Consider the following 14,924-nt stretch of genomic DNA (forward strand, 5'->3'; position numbering starts at 1 on the left):
GCCCCGGCCGCCTTTCCGGATCACATATTCGGGTAATTCGGTCCGTCGCCGCCCTGGGGGGTTGTCCAGACGATGTTCTGGGAGGGGTCCTTGATGTCGCAGGTCTTGCAGTGCACGCAGTTCTGGAAGTTGATGACAAAGCGCGGACCTGATGCGTCCTCGACCACCTCGTAGACGCCCGCCGGGCAATAGCGCTGCGCGGGCTCGGCGTATTCGGGCAGGTTCACGGCGATCGGGACCGTGGGGTCCTTGAGCCGCAGGTGGCAGGGCTGGCTTTCCTCGTGGTTGGTGAAGGAAAAGGCCACGTTGGTCAGCCGGTCGAAGCTCAGCTTGCCGTCGGGTTTCGGATAGTCGATCGGCTGGAAATCCCGCGCCTTGCCGGTGGCCTCGGCGTCCGTCTTGCCGTGCTTCCAGGTCCGCAGGATGTTGCGGCCGGTCAGGCCCGCCCCCCACATGTCCATGCCGCCCAGCACCAGGCTGGGCCAGAGGCCATGACGCGACCAGGCCGGCTTGACGTTGCGCACCTTCTTCAGGTCGCGTCCGATCTCGCCCTCGCGCACGGCCCTGTCATAGTCGGTCAGCCGGTCGCCCGCGCGTCCCGCCGCAATCGCCGCCGCCGCCGCATTGGCCGCCTCGATCCCCGACAGCATGGCGTTGTGGTTGCCCTTGATGCGCGGCACGTTGACCATGCCGGCCGAACAGCCCAAGAGCACGCCGCCGTTGAAGCTCAGTTCCGGCAGCGACTGCCAGCCCCCCTCGCTGATCGCGCGGGCGCCATAGCTGATGCGCTTGCCGCCCTCCAGCAGGTCCGCCACCATCGGGTGGTGCTTGAATCGCTGGAACTCCATGTAGGGATAGAGATACGGGTTCTCGTAGTTCAGGTGCACCACGAAGCCCACCATCACCAGGTTGTCCTCGTCGTGATAGATGAAGCTGCCGCCGCCGGCGTTCCTGCCCAGCGGCCAGCCCATCGTATGGACCACCCGGCCCTGATGGAACTTTTCGGGGCGGACCTCCCAGATCTCCTTCATGCCCAGGCCGTATTTCTGCGGCTCGTGACCTTGGGACAGGTTCAGCTTGTTGATGATCTCCTTGGCCAGCGACCCGCGCACGCCTTCGCCGATCATCACGTACTTGCCGTGCAGCTCCATGCCGGGCTCGTAATGCGGGCCGGGCGTGCCGTCCGACAGCAAGCCCATCTCGCCCGCGACCACGCCCTTGACGCGCTCGGTGCCGTCCTCGTTCTGGGCCCAGACGACCTCGCTTGCCGCCATGCCCGGAAAGATCTCGACGCCCAGCTCCTCGGCCTGTTCCGCGAGCCAGCGGCAGACGCGGCCCATCGAGACGATGTAATTGCCGTGGTTCGACATCAGCCGCGGCATCGGCCAGTTGGGCACCCGGACCTGGCCCGCCGCGCCCAGCACGTAGAAATTGTCGTCCGTGACCGCCGTCCTGACCGGGGCGCCGCGCTCTCTCCAGTCGGGGATCAGCCGGTCCAGCCCCACCGGGTCCAGCACCGCCCCCGACAGGATATGCGCCCCCACCTCGGACCCCTTTTCCAGCACCACCACCGACAGGTCGGGGTCCACCTGCTTGAGCCGGATCGCCGCCGACAACCCCGACGGCCCCGCCCCCACGATCACAACGTCATACTCCATCGACTCGCGGAAAGGACGCGGATGAGAGGTCATGGCGGGGCTCCTTGGCTTGATCTTCATCAGCATGTAGCGTTTCGGCCACGACGCGGCAATGCTGACGCGGCGGCCAAAATTTGCCGCCGATTTGCCGCGCGGGGTTGCAAAGCTGCGGCAAATCGGGTCACGCTGGCGACAAATCGGCCCCGCCCCTGCCATCCGCATGGCAGGGGCTTTGCCTTGCATTTGACCACGAACCGCATCCCGGAAGGACAGGGCAGCGATGGACAAGATTCCAATGACCCGCAGCGGCTATGCCGCGCTGGAACGCGAACTGGGCGACCTGAAATCCAGGGAACGCCCCGCGATCATCCGTCAGATCGCCGAAGCCCGCGAGCATGGCGACCTGTCGGAAAACGCCGAATACCATGCCGCGCGCGAAAAACAGGGCTTTATCGAGGGACGCATCAAGGAACTGGAATCCATCCTGTCGCGGGCCGAGGTGATCGACACCGCCAAGCTGACCGGATCGGTCAAGTTCGGCGCCATTGTTCATGTCGTGGACGAGGATACCGACGACGAGCGCACCTATCAGATCGTGGGCGAGGCCGAGGCCGACATCGAGCGCGGGCTGCTGAACATCCGGTCCCCCCTGGCACGGGCGCTGATCGGCAAGGACGTGGGGGACAGCGTCGAGGTCACGACCCCCGGCGGCCAGCGCAGTTACGAAATCCTTGCCATCCGGTACGAGTAGGCCGATGTCGCTGATCGCACGGATCGCCACCCTGGCGCAGCGCGACGCCATGACCGCCGCCGGCGTCGCCCTCAGCCTGGCCTGGATTTTCCTGGTGGCGCTGTTCTGGCTGTTGTCGCCGGGGGATGGGCAGCCGCAGGGCGGGCTGTCCCGTCTGGCCACGGTTATCGCGACGATCCTGCCCCTCGTGCTGATCTGGCTTGCCATCAGAACCGCGCGCGCCATCGCCGTCCTGCGGGCCGAAGCCGACGATCTGCGCGACCGTTTGGCCCAGTTGCGCGAGGCGGCAGAGGTTCGCGGCGCCCCGCCCCGCGCCCCGGACCGCGCGCCGCCCGACGCCAGTGGCAGCCCGGACCCGGATATCCCGCCTCGCGGCCCGGCCCCCGTGCCGGTTCGGCCGCTGCCCCGCGCGCCGGCCGATTCCCGTCCGCAGCCGCGAACGAACGGCGGGGCCCCGGTTCACGTGGATACCGAAACGCTGATCCGGGCGCTGGACTTTCCCGACGGTCCCGAGGATGCGCAGGCCATCGCGGCGCTGCGCCAGGCGCTGCAAGACCCCGATCATGCCCGCGTGCTGCGGGCCGCGCAGGACGTGGTGACCCTGCTGGCCGGGCAGGATCTGTACATGGACGACCTGTCCCCCGATCCGGCCCCGCCCGCGCTGTGGCGCCGCTTTGCCCAGGGCTTGCGCGGCAGCACGGTGGCGGCCCTGGGGGGCATCCGCGATCAGGCGGCGCTGGATACGGTGGGTGCGATGCTGGAGGCGGACGAGATCTTTCGCGACACGGCACATCATTTCCTGCGCCATTTCGACAGTTTGCTGACCCGGCAGATCCCCCAGATGGACGATGCACAGATCGCCGTTCTGGCCCAGACGCGGTCTGCGCGGGCCTTCATGCTGCTGGGACGCATCGCCGGGTTGTTCGGCTGATCCGGCGGGCCGGTCAGACCGGCCTGCGCAGGATCGCGACCGGCCCCGACCAGGGCCAGCCGAACTGGCCTTGTCCGATCTGGGAAAAGCCCAGGGCCGCATGAAAGGCCATGGCGGGGCCGTTCTCGACCTCGACTTCGGCACGCAGGCCGGGGCGTCCTGCCCGGCGGGCGATCGGCGCCATCGCCTCCAGCAGCGCGCGGCCGGTCCCCCGGCGCGGGCTGGCGACGGCGATGCCGTCGATCACCAGATCGGCGGTGGGCGGCGCCGGCCGGAACAGGTGCCGGGCAATCCAGGGCAGGTCGGCCAGCACCCCACCGTCATGGTCGCGAAAGCCTGCCACGCCTTGCAGGGCGCCATCCCCGCCGATCGCAGCCATGCCATGACAGGCCCGCAGGCGCGGCTGCGCCCGCAGGACGGGCGGCAGGAAATGGTGTGCCCAGAGACGCGCGGCCGCGTCCAGATGGCGATCGGGGATGGGGGTGACGATCTGCACCGGGCTTGTCACTGATTGCGCGTCGTGCAAGCAAGGTGCCGCGATCCCGTGCCAAGCGAAAGTCCCATGGCCCCGACCCCAGACTCCCGGCCCGAGCCTCGGCACCCCCGTGCCGATGACGCTCTGCCGCGCAGCGTGCGCGACACATTCATGCTGGCCGCCGTCAGATCCCTGCCTTTTCTGATCGTGATGATCCCGTTTTCCGTCCTGTTCGGCGTGGTCGCGACCGAGGCGGGGCTGGACGTGGCGCAGGTGATGGGCTTTTCGGTGCTGGTGCTGGCGGGGGCGTCGCAGTTCACGGCAGTGCAGCTTTTGTCCGACAACGCTTCGGTTGCCATCGTCATCCTGTCCTGCCTGGCCGTCAATCTGCGCATGGCGATGTACTCCGCGTCGCTGGTTCCCTGGCTGCGGGGGGCGACAGGCCCGCAAAAGGCGTGGATCGCCTATGCCCTGGTCGATCAAAGCTATGCCATGTCGATCCAGGAATACGAGGCCAATCCGCGCATGGCCCTGCCGCAGCGGCTGGCCTTTTTTGCGGGCGTGGCGGTGACGGTGTGCGTTCCCTGGATGGTCGGGTCCGCACTGGGCGCAACCGCGGGCCGGGCCATTCCAGACGACATCGCGCTGGATTTCGCCATGCCGATCACCTTTCTGGCGATGATCGCGCCGATGCTGCGCACGCCCGCGCATCTGGTCGCCTGTTTCGTGGCGATCGCGGGGTCGCTGGCCCTGGCGGACCTGCCTTCGGGCATGGGGCTGCTGATCGGGGCGGTGCTGGGCATGGCGGCGGGCGCCGCCGTGGAAAGCCGGACCGGGGAAAGGTCGCGGGCATGACTGGCCTGTCCGACACGACCGTCTGGCTGGTGATCGTGGTGCTGGGGATCGGCACCTTCCTGATCCGCTGGTCCTTTCTAGGGGCGCTTGGCAATCGGGACATGCCGCCTTGGGTGCTGCGGCTGCTGCGCTATACGCCCGTTGCCGTCCTGCCCGCCCTGGTCGCGCCGCTGGTGGTCTGGCCCGCCGCGACTGGCGGCCAGATGGACCCGGCACGGATGGCGGCTGCCGCGGCGACGGTGGCGGTCGGCCTGTGGACCCGGAACATGATCCTGGCGATCCTGGCCGGGGCCGTCACCCTGTTCGGCCTGCTCTACATGTTATAGCCGACGATCCGTCCGTCCCTTTGGCGCAGCAGCACATCGTGGTTGTTGGCCGGATCGCCGTCCATGTGGCGCTTAGACTGCACGTTCGGCAGCGTCAGGAACCAGTTGCGCAGCCGGATCGGGCTGAAGCCCGTGGGCGCGCCTTCGAAGCCCGGCACGCGGCGCAGTGCCTGCCCGGTATTGACTGCACAAAAGCTTTTGGGCGAGGCGCCCTGCGTCTCGATCGCCCGAATCGCGGCCTCGGCGACTTCGGGGCTGACGAACACGGTATCCTCGGCCACCCAATAGGTGCGGCGCGCGTGATAGTCGATGTAGAAGTTCTTGAAATTGTCGGTAATCCCGTACAGCACGTCGTTGCGTTCGGGGATACGCGGATGCTGCCAGCTTCCCGCCGGGTCATAGATCACCCGATGGCTGCCGTTGATCATCAGCCCGGAATGGCCGCCCTCGCCGCGCGGGATGCCGATCACTGTCAGAAGCGTGATCGACGGCGGCTCGGGCGAGACATAGCGGGCCGCCCGGACCTCCTCGTCAGTGGCCCAGATGCTCTGCGCGCCGCAGGCCGACAATGCGGCCGGCACTGCCGCCGCCAGGAACACACGTCTTTTCATGAAAAACCCTGCCCGCGATCAGCTGTTGACTAGCGCCAGAAAGATCAGCGTCAGGATCGACAGACCCGCGACCCATCCGGCAAACCTAATGAATCCGGCAAAGGTCTTCTTGTGGTCGGTGATGTCCATCGTGCCGACCTGGTGTTCGGTAACTTCGTGCTTCGAGGCCATGGGCCGTCCTCCTGTCCGTGTCGGTTCCCGCGATAGCCGAAACCGCGCGTCCTGTCACGCCCCCCACAGGACTGCGCCATTCCGATATCCCGCAACCCGCGCCAGCCCCCGATGCCGCAGGTGGTTCATATGGGCCATCGCCTCGACCAGGGCCAGGTTGAACTCGGATTCGCCGATGCGACGGCGGAACAGGATGTCGAAACAGCCCACCGCCGTGCGCGGGCCGTCGCGCAGGGCTGCGGCCAGCCGCTCCAGCGCCGTGTGATGGTTGTCGATCAACTGCTCCAGCCGGGTGGGCAGGCCGGTGAAGGGCAGCTTGTGGCCGGGCAGGACCAGATGGCCCGGCCGGGCCAGCCCGGCCATCTGCGTGCAACTGTCCAGCCACTCGCCAACGGGATCGGCCTGCGGCTCGGTCGCATAGACCCCCAGATTGGGCGAAATCGAGGGCAGCAACTGATCGCCCCCGATCACGAGATCGTCATCCAGCGACCAGAAGGTTGCATGGCAGGGCGCATGGCCGTGGCCCATGGCGATGCGCCAGCGGCGGCCGCCGAACCCGATATCCTGCCCCTCTGCCAGACGGGTGAATCCCAGGGGCAGCGGATGGACCACGTCGGCAAAGTTGAAGGGTTTCTGGCCCGCCCGCCGTGCCAGCAGATCCTCGGGCATCCCGGCGCGACGCCAGAAGGTCAGCGTTTCGGGGGCGGGAACGTCCTGCCGGTCCAGGACCAGCATCCGCGCCATCAGCCAGGCGGTCCGGCTGATCAGCAATTCGGCTTCGTCGCGGGCCATGAACCAGCCCGCAAGGCCGATATGGTCGGGATGGTGATGCGTTCCGATCACCCGCCGGATCGGACCCCCGCCCAGCGGTCCCGCCAGCAAGGCGCCCCATGCGTCGCGGCTGGCGGGCGTGTCAAAGCCTGTATCGACCAGCGTCCAGCCATCGCCCTCGTCCAGCGCATAGACGTTGACGTGGTCCAGCGCCATGGGCAGCGGCAGGCGCATCCACAACACGCCCGGCGCCACCGTCACGGCCTCGCCATGGGCGGGCGGGGCATCGAAAGGAAAGGCGATCACGCTGCGAAATCGCCGGCCAGCGCCGCATCGTCGATGCCGGTCAGGTCGTCCAGGCCCGCCAGCGCCTCGGCCAGGTCCGATACATGCCGCGGCAGCACGCGGGCCATGAACACCCTGGCCAGCGCCCGGTGCCGGTCGCCCCCCGCCTGCGCCGCGCGCAGGTGAAAGAACCCGCCCAACACCCGCGCAAAGGCGGTCAGATAGGGCACCGCCCCGGCAAAGCGGGCCGGCAGGTCGCGCTCCAGCAGGGTTTGCGTTGCCTCGCGCAGGGTTTCCGCCGCTTGCCAGACCTGGTTGGCCATCTGCGGATGGTCGGCCTGCGCGGCCTTGGCGCTGTCCGCGATCTCGTCCAGCAGGCGCAGGGCGGCGTCGCCGCCGTCCGACAGCTTGCGGCCGACCAGATCCATGGCCTGGATGCCGTTGGTGCCTTCGTAGATGGGCGTGATGCGCACGTCGCGCAGATACTGGGCGGCGCCGGTTTCCTCGACATAGCCCATGCCGCCATGGACCTGGATGCCCATGTCGGCCACGCGGCAGCCGACATCGGTGCCATAGGCCTTGGCGATGGGGGTCAGAAAGGCCGCGCGGGCGGCATGGACCGCGTCGCCCGTGGCGCGTTCCAGGTCGATGGCGGTGGCGCAGGCCAGGCCGATGGCGCGGGCCGCAAAAACCTCGGCCCGGGCGGTGGCCAGCATCCGGCGCACGTCGGGGTGCCCGATGATCGGTCCCATCTGGTTGCGGTCGGCGGCATAGGCGACGGCCTGCTGCAGGGCGGCCTCGGCCACGCCGACACCCTGCATCCCGACGCCCAGCCGGGCCACGTTCATCATGGTGAACATCGCGGCCATGCCCTTGTGCTCGTCCCCGACCATCCAGCCCGTCGCGCCCTCGAAGCTCATCACGCAAGTCGGGCTGCCATGGATGCCCAGCTTCTCTTCGAGACTGACGACCTTGAGGCTGTTAGCGACGCCCGGCCGCCCACTGTCGTCGGGAATGAACTTGGGCACCATGAACAGGCTGATGCCACGCGTGCCCTTGGGGGCGCCGGGCAGGCGCGCCAGAACCAGATGGCAGACGTTTTCCGTCACGTCGCTGTCGCCCCAGGTGATATAGATCTTCTGCCCGGTCACGCGATAGGTGCCGTCGTCCTGCGGCTCGGCCCGGGTCACAAGCGCGCCCACGTCGCTGCCGGCGCCGGGTTCGGTCAGGTTCATGGTGCCGGACCATTCGCCGGAAATCAGCTTGGGCAGATACAATGCCTTCAGGTCGTCGCTGGCGTGATGTTCCAGCGCCTCGATCTGGCCCTGGGTCAGCAGCGGGTTCAACTGCAACGCCAGGCAGGCGCCCGACATCATCTCGGCCACGGCCATGTTCAGCGCCTGCGGCAGGCCCATGCCGCCGTGCTGGGGATCGGCCGCCAGCCCGACCCAGCCGCCCTCGGCGATGGCGCGGAACCCGTTCTCGTAACCGGGCGACGACCGCACGCGGCCATTTTCCAGCATCGCCGGATGCTCGTCACCGGCGCGGTTCAGGGGGGCCAGCACGTTGGTTGCCAGCTTTCCCGCCTCGTCCAGGATCGCGGCGGCAGTATCGGCCGTCGCCTCGGCAAAGCGATCCGTTTCGGCAAGGTCGCGGAACGCCACGACATGGTTCAGGATAAACTCGATCTGCGCGACCGGCGCCTTGTAGCCCATCTGGTCCCCTTCCCTTCGCGCCTTGGCAATCGGTCCCGGCGCCACTATCAAAACCTCTGTTCCGGCCATCTTAGGGGGCTTGGGGCCAGGCTCAACCAAAACCCGGCGTCACGGATGCAGACCGAACGATTGTTGCCAGACCAGATGGGCATGGCCCGCGCCGCGATCCTGCTGGCGGGGGGACAGGTCGTGGCGATCCCGACCGAGACGGTTTACGGCCTTGCGGGCGATGCGCGCAACGGCCAGGCGGTCGCGCGGATCTATGAGGCCAAGGGCCGCCCGTCGTTCAATCCGCTGATCGTGCATGTCCCCGACATTGAAGCCGCCCGGACCATCGCCGACCTGACGCCCCAGGGCGAACGGCTGGCCCAGGCCTTCTGGCCCGGCGCGCTGACCCTGGTGCTGCCCATGCGTTCCGATGCCGGGGTCGCGTCGCTGGTCACGGCGGGCCTTTCAACCATCGCCATCCGCGTCCCGGCCCATCCGGTGGCCCAGGCCCTGCTGCGTCTGACCGGCCCGCTGGCCGCGCCTTCGGCCAACCAATCGGGCCGGATCAGCCCGACAAGCGCGGATCACGTGCTGGACCCCGATGGCGGGCTGGACGGACGCATCAGTGCCGTGCTGGATGCCGGAGCCTGCCCGGTCGGGCTGGAATCCACCATTGTCGGCTGGCCCGACAACCGCGCCACCCTGCTGCGCCCCGGCGGCATCCCGGCCGAGACGATCGCCGATGTGCTGGGCCATCCGCTTGCGCCGCACCGGGGCGATCCCGTCGCGCCCCTTGCGCCGGGCCAACTGACCAGCCACTACGCGCCGAACGCCTCGCTGCGCCTGAACGCGACCGAGCCCCGCCCTGGCGAGACGTATATCGCGTTTGGCGCCCCCGGCCCCCTCAGCCTGTCCGAAGCCGGCGATCCGGTTCAGGCGGCGGCCCGCCTGTTCGACACCCTGCGCCGCGCCGACCGCGAGGGCCATCCGATCGCCGTGGCGCCCATCCCGGACCACGGGCTTGGCGCCGCGATCAACGACCGCCTGCGCCGCGCCGCCGCCCCGCGGGGCTGAGGCCGGGTTCGGGCTCTTTGCCTTGAAAAAACATCCCGGGGGAGTCCGAAGGACGGGGGCAGCGCCCCCGGCACCGGTTACAGCCCCAGCGACCCATAGACATTGGCGACGCGCCGGATCGCCACCACATAGGCGGCGGTGCGCATGTCATCGACGCGGGGGTTCGACATCCAGACCTCTTTCATCTTGCCGAACGCCTCTCGCATGGTGTCGTCGAGGCCGGACCGCACCAGATCCAGTTCGTCGGCGCCATGAAGGAACGCATCCTTGAAGCCCGCCGCCAGCTTGAAGTTCGTGCGCGTATCGGCCGAAATCCGTTCCAGTTCCTCGATCAGCATCCGCGCGCGCGCCTCCTCGTGGCGGCGCTCCAGACGGCCCAGGCTGATCTGCGACAGGTTCTTGACCCATTCGAAATAGCTGACCGTGACCCCGCCCGCATTCGCATACATGTCGGGGATGATGACGATGCCCTTGCGTTTCAAAAGGTCGTCGGCATCGGCGGTGACGGGCCCGTTCGCGGCCTCGATGATCAGCTTGCAGCGAATCCGGTCGGCGTTGCCCGCATGGATCACGCTTTCCACCGCGGCGGGGATCAGGATGTCGCAGTCATCCTCAAGCGCGGCAAGCCCGTTCTCGCGGTAATCGCCGCCCGCAAAGCCCCTGATGCCCCCGGTCGCACGGATATGGCCGCGCAGCGCGTCGATGTTGATCCCCTGCGGGTTGGCGATGGCCCCATCGCGTTCGATGACACAGGTGACAAGGGCCTTGTCCTCGGTCGACAGGAACTGCGCGGCGTGATAGCCGACGTTGCCCAGGCCCTGCACGGTCACCCGCTTGCCCGCAAGCGTGCCTTCCAGCCCCGCCTTCTTCATCACGTCCCCATGGCGAAAGAACTCGCGCAGCGCGTATTGCACGCCCCGGCCCGTCGCCTCGACCCGGCCGTCGATGCCGCCCGCATGGCGTGGCTTGCCGGTGACGCAGGCCTTGGCGTTGATGTCGTCGGGATGCAGCCGCTTATAGGCATCGGCCATCCAGGCCATCTCGCGTTCGCCGGTCCCCATGTCGGGCGCGGGCACGTTCTGGCTGGGCGATATCAGATTGCGGCGCGACAGTTCATAGGTGAAACGGCGGGTGATCCGTTCCAGCTCGTCCTCGTCCCAGGCGCGCGGGTCGATGCACAGCCCGCCCTTGGACCCGCCGAACGGCACCTCGACCAGGGCGCATTTATAGGTCATCAGCGCGGCCAGCGCCTCGACCTCGTCCTGGTTCACATCCAGCGAATAGCGGATGCCGCCCTTGACCGGCTCCATGTGTTCGGAATGGACCGAGCGATAGCCGGTAAAGGTATGGATCCGCCCGCGCAGCCGCACCCCGAACCGCACCACATAGGTCGAATTGCAGACCCGGATCTTTTCCTCCAGCCCCGGCGGCAGGTCCATCAGGCCGGCGGCATGGGTGAACATCCGCTCGACCGAATCGCGGAACGAGGCTTGGTGGATCGTCATCGCTTCTCCTGCATGGCAACGCCGGGCCCTGGCCAAGGCTAAGCCGCCCGGCACGGGGTGCCAAGACGGAACCGCACAGGGCACGGTTCTGTCAGCGGCTCCGCCCTGGGGCGATGATGCAAACGTGACACCCCCCGTGGCTTCAAAACCCCCCGCCGCGCCTGTATCATGGCGGGGTCAAGCCCGCGACAGACGGGCACCCCGAGGGAACCTGAGCACCATGAACCGATCGACGCTGTTTTTGCCGCTTGCCGCGATGGCCCTGGTGGCGGGCTGCATGCCTCCGGCCCCGGCCACCATGCCGGCCCCTGTGCCTGCCCCGATGCCCATGCCCGCCCCTGCCCCTGCGGCAGCCATTCCGGCCGCGCCCGAACCGGTGCTGGGCGTGGCTGGCCTGACCGAACGCAAGCCCGACCTGTGCGGTGCGGCCAAGAATCATGGATCGACGGTGGGACAGCCGGGCAGCATCATCCCGACGCTGGGCATCGCCAAGGACTATCGCGTGGTCGAATACCGCGGCATCGAGCCGCAGGAATACGATCCCAACCGCATCGTCTTCCGCCTGGACGCGGCGGGCAATATCAGCAACGTGGACTGTGGATAAAACGCCATGAACGCCAGAACCCTTGTGCTTGTCCTGACGGCCGCCGCCGCCCTTGCCGCCTGCGAACCGATCCCCGCCGAACCCCTGCCGGTCGAGGTGCCCGACGACTGCCGCGCCTCGGCCTATCAGGGCCTGGTCGGGCAGCCCATCTCGGTCCTGGCGGCGATGACCTTTCCCATCGGCACCCGCCAGATCGGACCCGACGATTCGGTCACGGCCGATTTCCGGCCCGACCGGCTGAACATCGAATACGGCCGCACCGGCCGGATCGAAAAGATCAGTTGCTTCTGAGCCGGGCAGGAACAGCCGGCGCCGGCCTTTTGGCATTGCCATGGGCCGGGCGGGCTGTCACCATCCCGTCATGATGAACGCCCTCCCGCCGCCCGGAGCCGATCCGGATCGCGTCGTCTTCGACCGGACGGAACTATCGCTGATCCTGTCGGTTTACGGCCGCTTTGTCGCGGCGGGCGAATGGCGCGACTATGCCATGTCCTTTCTGCGCGATGCCGCCGTCTTCAGCGTTTTTCGCCGGGCGACCGAACATCCCCTGTATCGCATCGAGAAACGCCCCCGGCTGCGCGCGGCCCAGGGCGCCTATGCCGTGATTGCGATGGACGGGCGTATCCTGAAACGCGGCCATGACCTGGCCCAGGTTCTGCGGGTCTTCGACAAGGCGCTGATCCGGGCCGTCGATTAGGCCCGGCGCGGCTTGGCGCGCGTGGTCGGGTCGGCCTCGCGCGGGTCTTCGGGCCAGGGATGGCGGGGATAGCGGCCGCGCATGTCCTTTCTGACCTCGGCATAGCTTGACGCCCAGAACCCCGGCAGGTCGGTCGTCACCTGCACGGGCGTGCCGCCCGGCGACAGCAGGCTGATCCTCAGGGGCCGCCCGCCCACGGCCGGGTGGTGCGTCACGCCGAACAGTTCCTGCAGGCGCAGTTCGATGGACGGCTGTTCATGGCCGTAATCGATCGGCACCCGGCGCCCCAGCGGCGTGACGAAATGCGCGGGCACCTCGCGGTCCAGCCGCTGCTGGCCGTCCCAGCCGATCCGGGCCTTCAGCGGCTCGGTCAGATTCAGGGCCCGCAGGTCGGCCAAAGTCCGCACACGTTCCAGCCAGGGCAGCAGCCAGTCCGCATCGGCCAGCAGGCTGGCATCGTCCACCGGCCCCAGATCCGGCAGCAGGGCGATCCGTGCCCGCAGCCGGGCAGAGGCCGGGGTCCAGGACAGCCCGTCCAGGCGCAGCCCCTCCAGCGCGGCCTGCGCGATGGATTGGGCAGGCGCATCGGGCCAGGCACGATCCGACAGCACCACCGCTCCCAGCCGCTCTTGCAGGCGCGTCAACACCCGCCCCTCGCGCCGCGACCATTCGCAAAGCTCGACCACATCGATCCGGTCGCCGTGCAAGGTGCGCACGTCGCCCTCGTCCAGCCGGGCCGCCATGCGGATGCGCGCCTCGCGCGCGTCGCCGTCCAGATCGACGGCCACGATCAGGCGTTGCGATGCCAGCGGATCGCCCCTGTCCATCACGGCCCCCTTGCCGCCCGACAGCACATATCGCGGATCTTCCCCATTCCGCCGCAATCCGATCCGGTCGGGATAGGCCAGCGAAACCGTCGCGCCCCCTTCTTCATTGCACAAATACCCCGGGGGGTCCGGGGGGCTGGCCCCCCGGCCGTCGCGGGACGCAACAAGCCGCCGCAGCCGGGCAGCCTCGTCGCGGATTTGCTGGACGACCGCGCGGTTCGTCTCAAAGGGATATCGCGCCGCGAATTGCCTGGAATCGCGTATCGCCGCCAGTCGCATCTCCAGATCGACGGGCGCCCCGCGCAGGGGGTCGCGGTTCGACAGCAGCGCCGCCAGGTCCGCCGCATCCGGCCCCGCACGCAGCAGCATATGCGCCAGGCGCGGATGCAGCGGCAAACGCGCCAGGGCCCGTCCGTGATCGGTGATGCGGCCCGCGGCATTCAGGGCCTCAAGCCCCTGCAACAAGGCCCGCGCCTCGGCCAGGGCACCCTCGGGCGGGGGGGTCAGAAAGGCCAGATCGCCCGGTTCCGCGCCCCAGGCCGCCAGTTCCAGGGCCAGCCCCGACAGATCGCCGACAGCGATTTCCGGCGGCGCGAACGCAGGCAGCGCGCCTTCTTCGGCCCGCGTCCACAGGCGATAGCAGATGCCCGGCGCGACCCGGCCCGCGCGGCCGCGCCGCTGATCGGCCTCGGCCCGGCTGACGCGTTCGGTGACCAGCCGCGACATCCCCGACGCTGGGTCGAACCGTGCCCGCCGCGCCCGGCCCGCATCCACCACCACCCGCACCGCTGGAATGGTCAGGGATGTCTCGGCGATTGCCGTTGCCAGAACGATCCGCCGCCGCTCGCCAGGCGCGGACAGGGCCAGCCGCTGTTCGGCCGGTTTCAGCGCCCCATACAGCGGCAGCACCTCGCACCCGTCCCCAAGCCGGGCCTTCACCTGCCGGATCTCGCCCTCGCCCGGCAGAAAGGCCAGCACCGTGCCGCCGGTGTCGCGCGTCTCGGCCTCGGCCTGCGCGATCAGGCGTGCCGCCTCATCGACCAGCCGGGCGCCGGCGGGCAGGGGACGGGTCAGCCAGCGCGTCTCGACGGGAAAGGCGCGGCCCCGGGAGCGGATCACCGGCGCGTCGTCCAGCAGCGCCGCGACGGGTTCTGCCTCCAGCGTCGCCGACATCACCAGAACCGCCAGATCCTCGCGCAGCGCGCCCCGCGCCTCCCAGACAAGGGCCAGCCCCAGATCGGCGTTCAGGCTGCGTTCGTGGAATTCGTCAAAGATCACGCAACCGATGCCGTCAAGGCCGGGATCGGACTGGATCATCCGCGTCAGGATACCCTCGGTCACGACCTCGATCCGGCTGCCCGGCACGCTTTCGCCGCGTATCCGATATCCCACGCGCCGGCCCGCGGCCTCGCCCAACTGCTCGGCCAGCCGTTCGGCCGCCGCCCGTGCCGCTAGACGGCGCGGCTCCAGCATGACGATCTTGCCTGCCACCCGGTCCAGCAGCGCCAGGGGCACCCGCGTCGTCTTGCCCGCGCCCGGCGGGGCGACCAGCACGGCCCGGCCATGCGCCGCCAGCGCATCGCACAGCGCGGGCAGGACATCGTCGATGGGCAACCGATCGGGCATCCCTGCGTTATGTCGCAACGGCGGGCCAAGCGGAACCCCGGCCCGCCGCCCTGTTCAAATCCGGGCCAGGCGCCT

General features: G+C 68.8%; 16 protein-coding genes. 8 read left to right on the plus strand and 8 right to left on the minus strand.

Going from position 1 to position 14,924, the window contains the following annotated elements:
- Positions 1-20 precede the first annotated feature (20 nt).
- Positions 21-1,691 carry an electron transfer flavoprotein-ubiquinone oxidoreductase gene (locus tag EYE42_RS09510; RefSeq protein WP_130991091.1) on the minus strand — a complete coding sequence of 557 codons (1,671 nt, stop codon included), beginning with the start codon at positions 1,689-1,691 and terminating at the stop codon, positions 21-23.
- 226 nt (positions 1,692-1,917) lie between these two features.
- Here EYE42_RS09510 and greA point away from each other — a divergent pair, with 226 nt between their 5' ends.
- On the plus strand, positions 1,918-2,388 hold the full coding sequence (gene greA, locus EYE42_RS09515) for a transcription elongation factor GreA (protein ID WP_165455756.1): 471 nt from the start codon (positions 1,918-1,920) through the stop codon (positions 2,386-2,388).
- A gap of 4 nt (positions 2,389-2,392) precedes the next feature.
- Complete coding sequence (locus EYE42_RS09520; protein ID WP_130991092.1) at positions 2,393-3,319, plus strand: hypothetical protein; 927 nt, start codon at positions 2,393-2,395, stop codon at positions 3,317-3,319.
- 13 nt (positions 3,320-3,332) lie between these two features.
- Here the strand turns inward: EYE42_RS09520 and EYE42_RS09525 are convergent, their stop codons facing one another.
- Positions 3,333-3,815, minus strand: coding sequence for a GNAT family N-acetyltransferase (locus tag EYE42_RS09525; protein ID WP_130991093.1), 483 nt, complete (start codon positions 3,813-3,815; stop codon positions 3,333-3,335).
- Positions 3,816-3,881: 66 nt separating this feature from the next.
- On the opposite strand from EYE42_RS09525, the gene EYE42_RS09530 reads away from it, so the two are divergent.
- Positions 3,882-4,649 carry an AzlC family ABC transporter permease gene (locus EYE42_RS09530; protein ID WP_342772704.1) on the plus strand — a complete coding sequence of 256 codons (768 nt, stop codon included), beginning with the start codon at positions 3,882-3,884 and terminating at the stop codon, positions 4,647-4,649.
- Positions 4,646-4,975 carry an AzlD domain-containing protein gene (locus EYE42_RS09535; RefSeq protein ID WP_130991094.1) on the plus strand — a complete coding sequence of 110 codons (330 nt, stop codon included), beginning with the start codon at positions 4,646-4,648 and terminating at the stop codon, positions 4,973-4,975. Before EYE42_RS09530 ends, EYE42_RS09535 begins: the two co-directional genes overlap by 4 nt.
- Here EYE42_RS09535 and EYE42_RS09540 read toward each other — a convergent pair.
- The 4 genes from EYE42_RS09540 to EYE42_RS09555 are packed head-to-tail and all read right to left on the minus strand — an operon-like array spanning position 4,963 to position 8,528.
- A complete protein-coding gene (locus EYE42_RS09540) occupies positions 4,963-5,586 on the minus strand; it encodes a hypothetical protein (protein ID WP_130991095.1) in 624 nt (207 codons plus the stop codon). The genes EYE42_RS09535 and EYE42_RS09540 overlap by 13 nt on opposite strands.
- A gap of 18 nt (positions 5,587-5,604) precedes the next feature.
- The gene (locus EYE42_RS09545) at positions 5,605-5,757 is read right to left on the minus strand and encodes an aa3-type cytochrome c oxidase subunit IV (protein WP_130991096.1); all 153 of its coding nucleotides are present in this window, start codon (positions 5,755-5,757) and stop codon (positions 5,605-5,607) included.
- A gap of 54 nt (positions 5,758-5,811) precedes the next feature.
- A complete protein-coding gene (locus EYE42_RS09550; RefSeq protein WP_246020689.1) occupies positions 5,812-6,834 on the minus strand; it encodes an MBL fold metallo-hydrolase in 1,023 nt (340 codons plus the stop codon).
- A complete protein-coding gene (locus EYE42_RS09555) occupies positions 6,831-8,528 on the minus strand; it encodes an acyl-CoA dehydrogenase family protein (protein ID WP_130991097.1) in 1,698 nt (565 codons plus the stop codon). The genes EYE42_RS09550 and EYE42_RS09555 overlap by 4 nt, the downstream gene beginning before the upstream one ends.
- Before the next feature lie 114 nt (positions 8,529-8,642).
- Here EYE42_RS09555 and EYE42_RS09560 point away from each other — a divergent pair, with 114 nt between their 5' ends.
- Positions 8,643-9,590 (plus strand): L-threonylcarbamoyladenylate synthase, encoded by a 948-nt coding sequence (locus EYE42_RS09560; protein ID WP_130991098.1) that lies wholly within the window; start codon positions 8,643-8,645, stop codon positions 9,588-9,590.
- A gap of 77 nt (positions 9,591-9,667) precedes the next feature.
- Here EYE42_RS09560 and EYE42_RS09565 read toward each other — a convergent pair whose 3' ends face one another.
- Complete coding sequence (locus EYE42_RS09565) at positions 9,668-11,095, minus strand: Glu/Leu/Phe/Val family dehydrogenase (RefSeq protein ID WP_130991099.1); 1,428 nt, start codon at positions 11,093-11,095, stop codon at positions 9,668-9,670.
- 220 nt (positions 11,096-11,315) lie between these two features.
- Here EYE42_RS09565 and EYE42_RS09570 point away from each other — a divergent pair, with 220 nt between their 5' ends.
- From EYE42_RS09570 to EYE42_RS09580, 3 genes are all read left to right on the plus strand, one after another.
- On the plus strand, positions 11,316-11,699 hold the full coding sequence (locus tag EYE42_RS09570; protein WP_130991100.1) for a hypothetical protein: 384 nt from the start codon (positions 11,316-11,318) through the stop codon (positions 11,697-11,699).
- A 6-nt stretch (positions 11,700-11,705) separates the two neighbouring features.
- Positions 11,706-11,990 (plus strand): I78 family peptidase inhibitor, encoded by a 285-nt coding sequence (locus EYE42_RS09575; protein WP_130991101.1) that lies wholly within the window; start codon positions 11,706-11,708, stop codon positions 11,988-11,990.
- A gap of 73 nt (positions 11,991-12,063) precedes the next feature.
- A complete protein-coding gene (locus tag EYE42_RS09580; RefSeq protein WP_246020704.1) occupies positions 12,064-12,396 on the plus strand; it encodes a DUF2794 domain-containing protein in 333 nt (110 codons plus the stop codon).
- Here the strand turns inward: EYE42_RS09580 and hrpB are convergent.
- Complete coding sequence (hrpB, locus tag EYE42_RS09585) at positions 12,393-14,849, minus strand: ATP-dependent helicase HrpB (RefSeq protein WP_130991103.1); 2,457 nt, start codon at positions 14,847-14,849, stop codon at positions 12,393-12,395. The two genes, EYE42_RS09580 and hrpB, sit on opposite strands and share 4 nt — an antisense overlap.
- Positions 14,850-14,924: the final 75 nt, after the last annotated feature.

The sequence above is a fragment of the Paracoccus subflavus genome (genome assembly GCF_004310345.1).
Classification (GTDB): domain Bacteria; phylum Pseudomonadota; class Alphaproteobacteria; order Rhodobacterales; family Rhodobacteraceae; genus Paracoccus; species Paracoccus subflavus.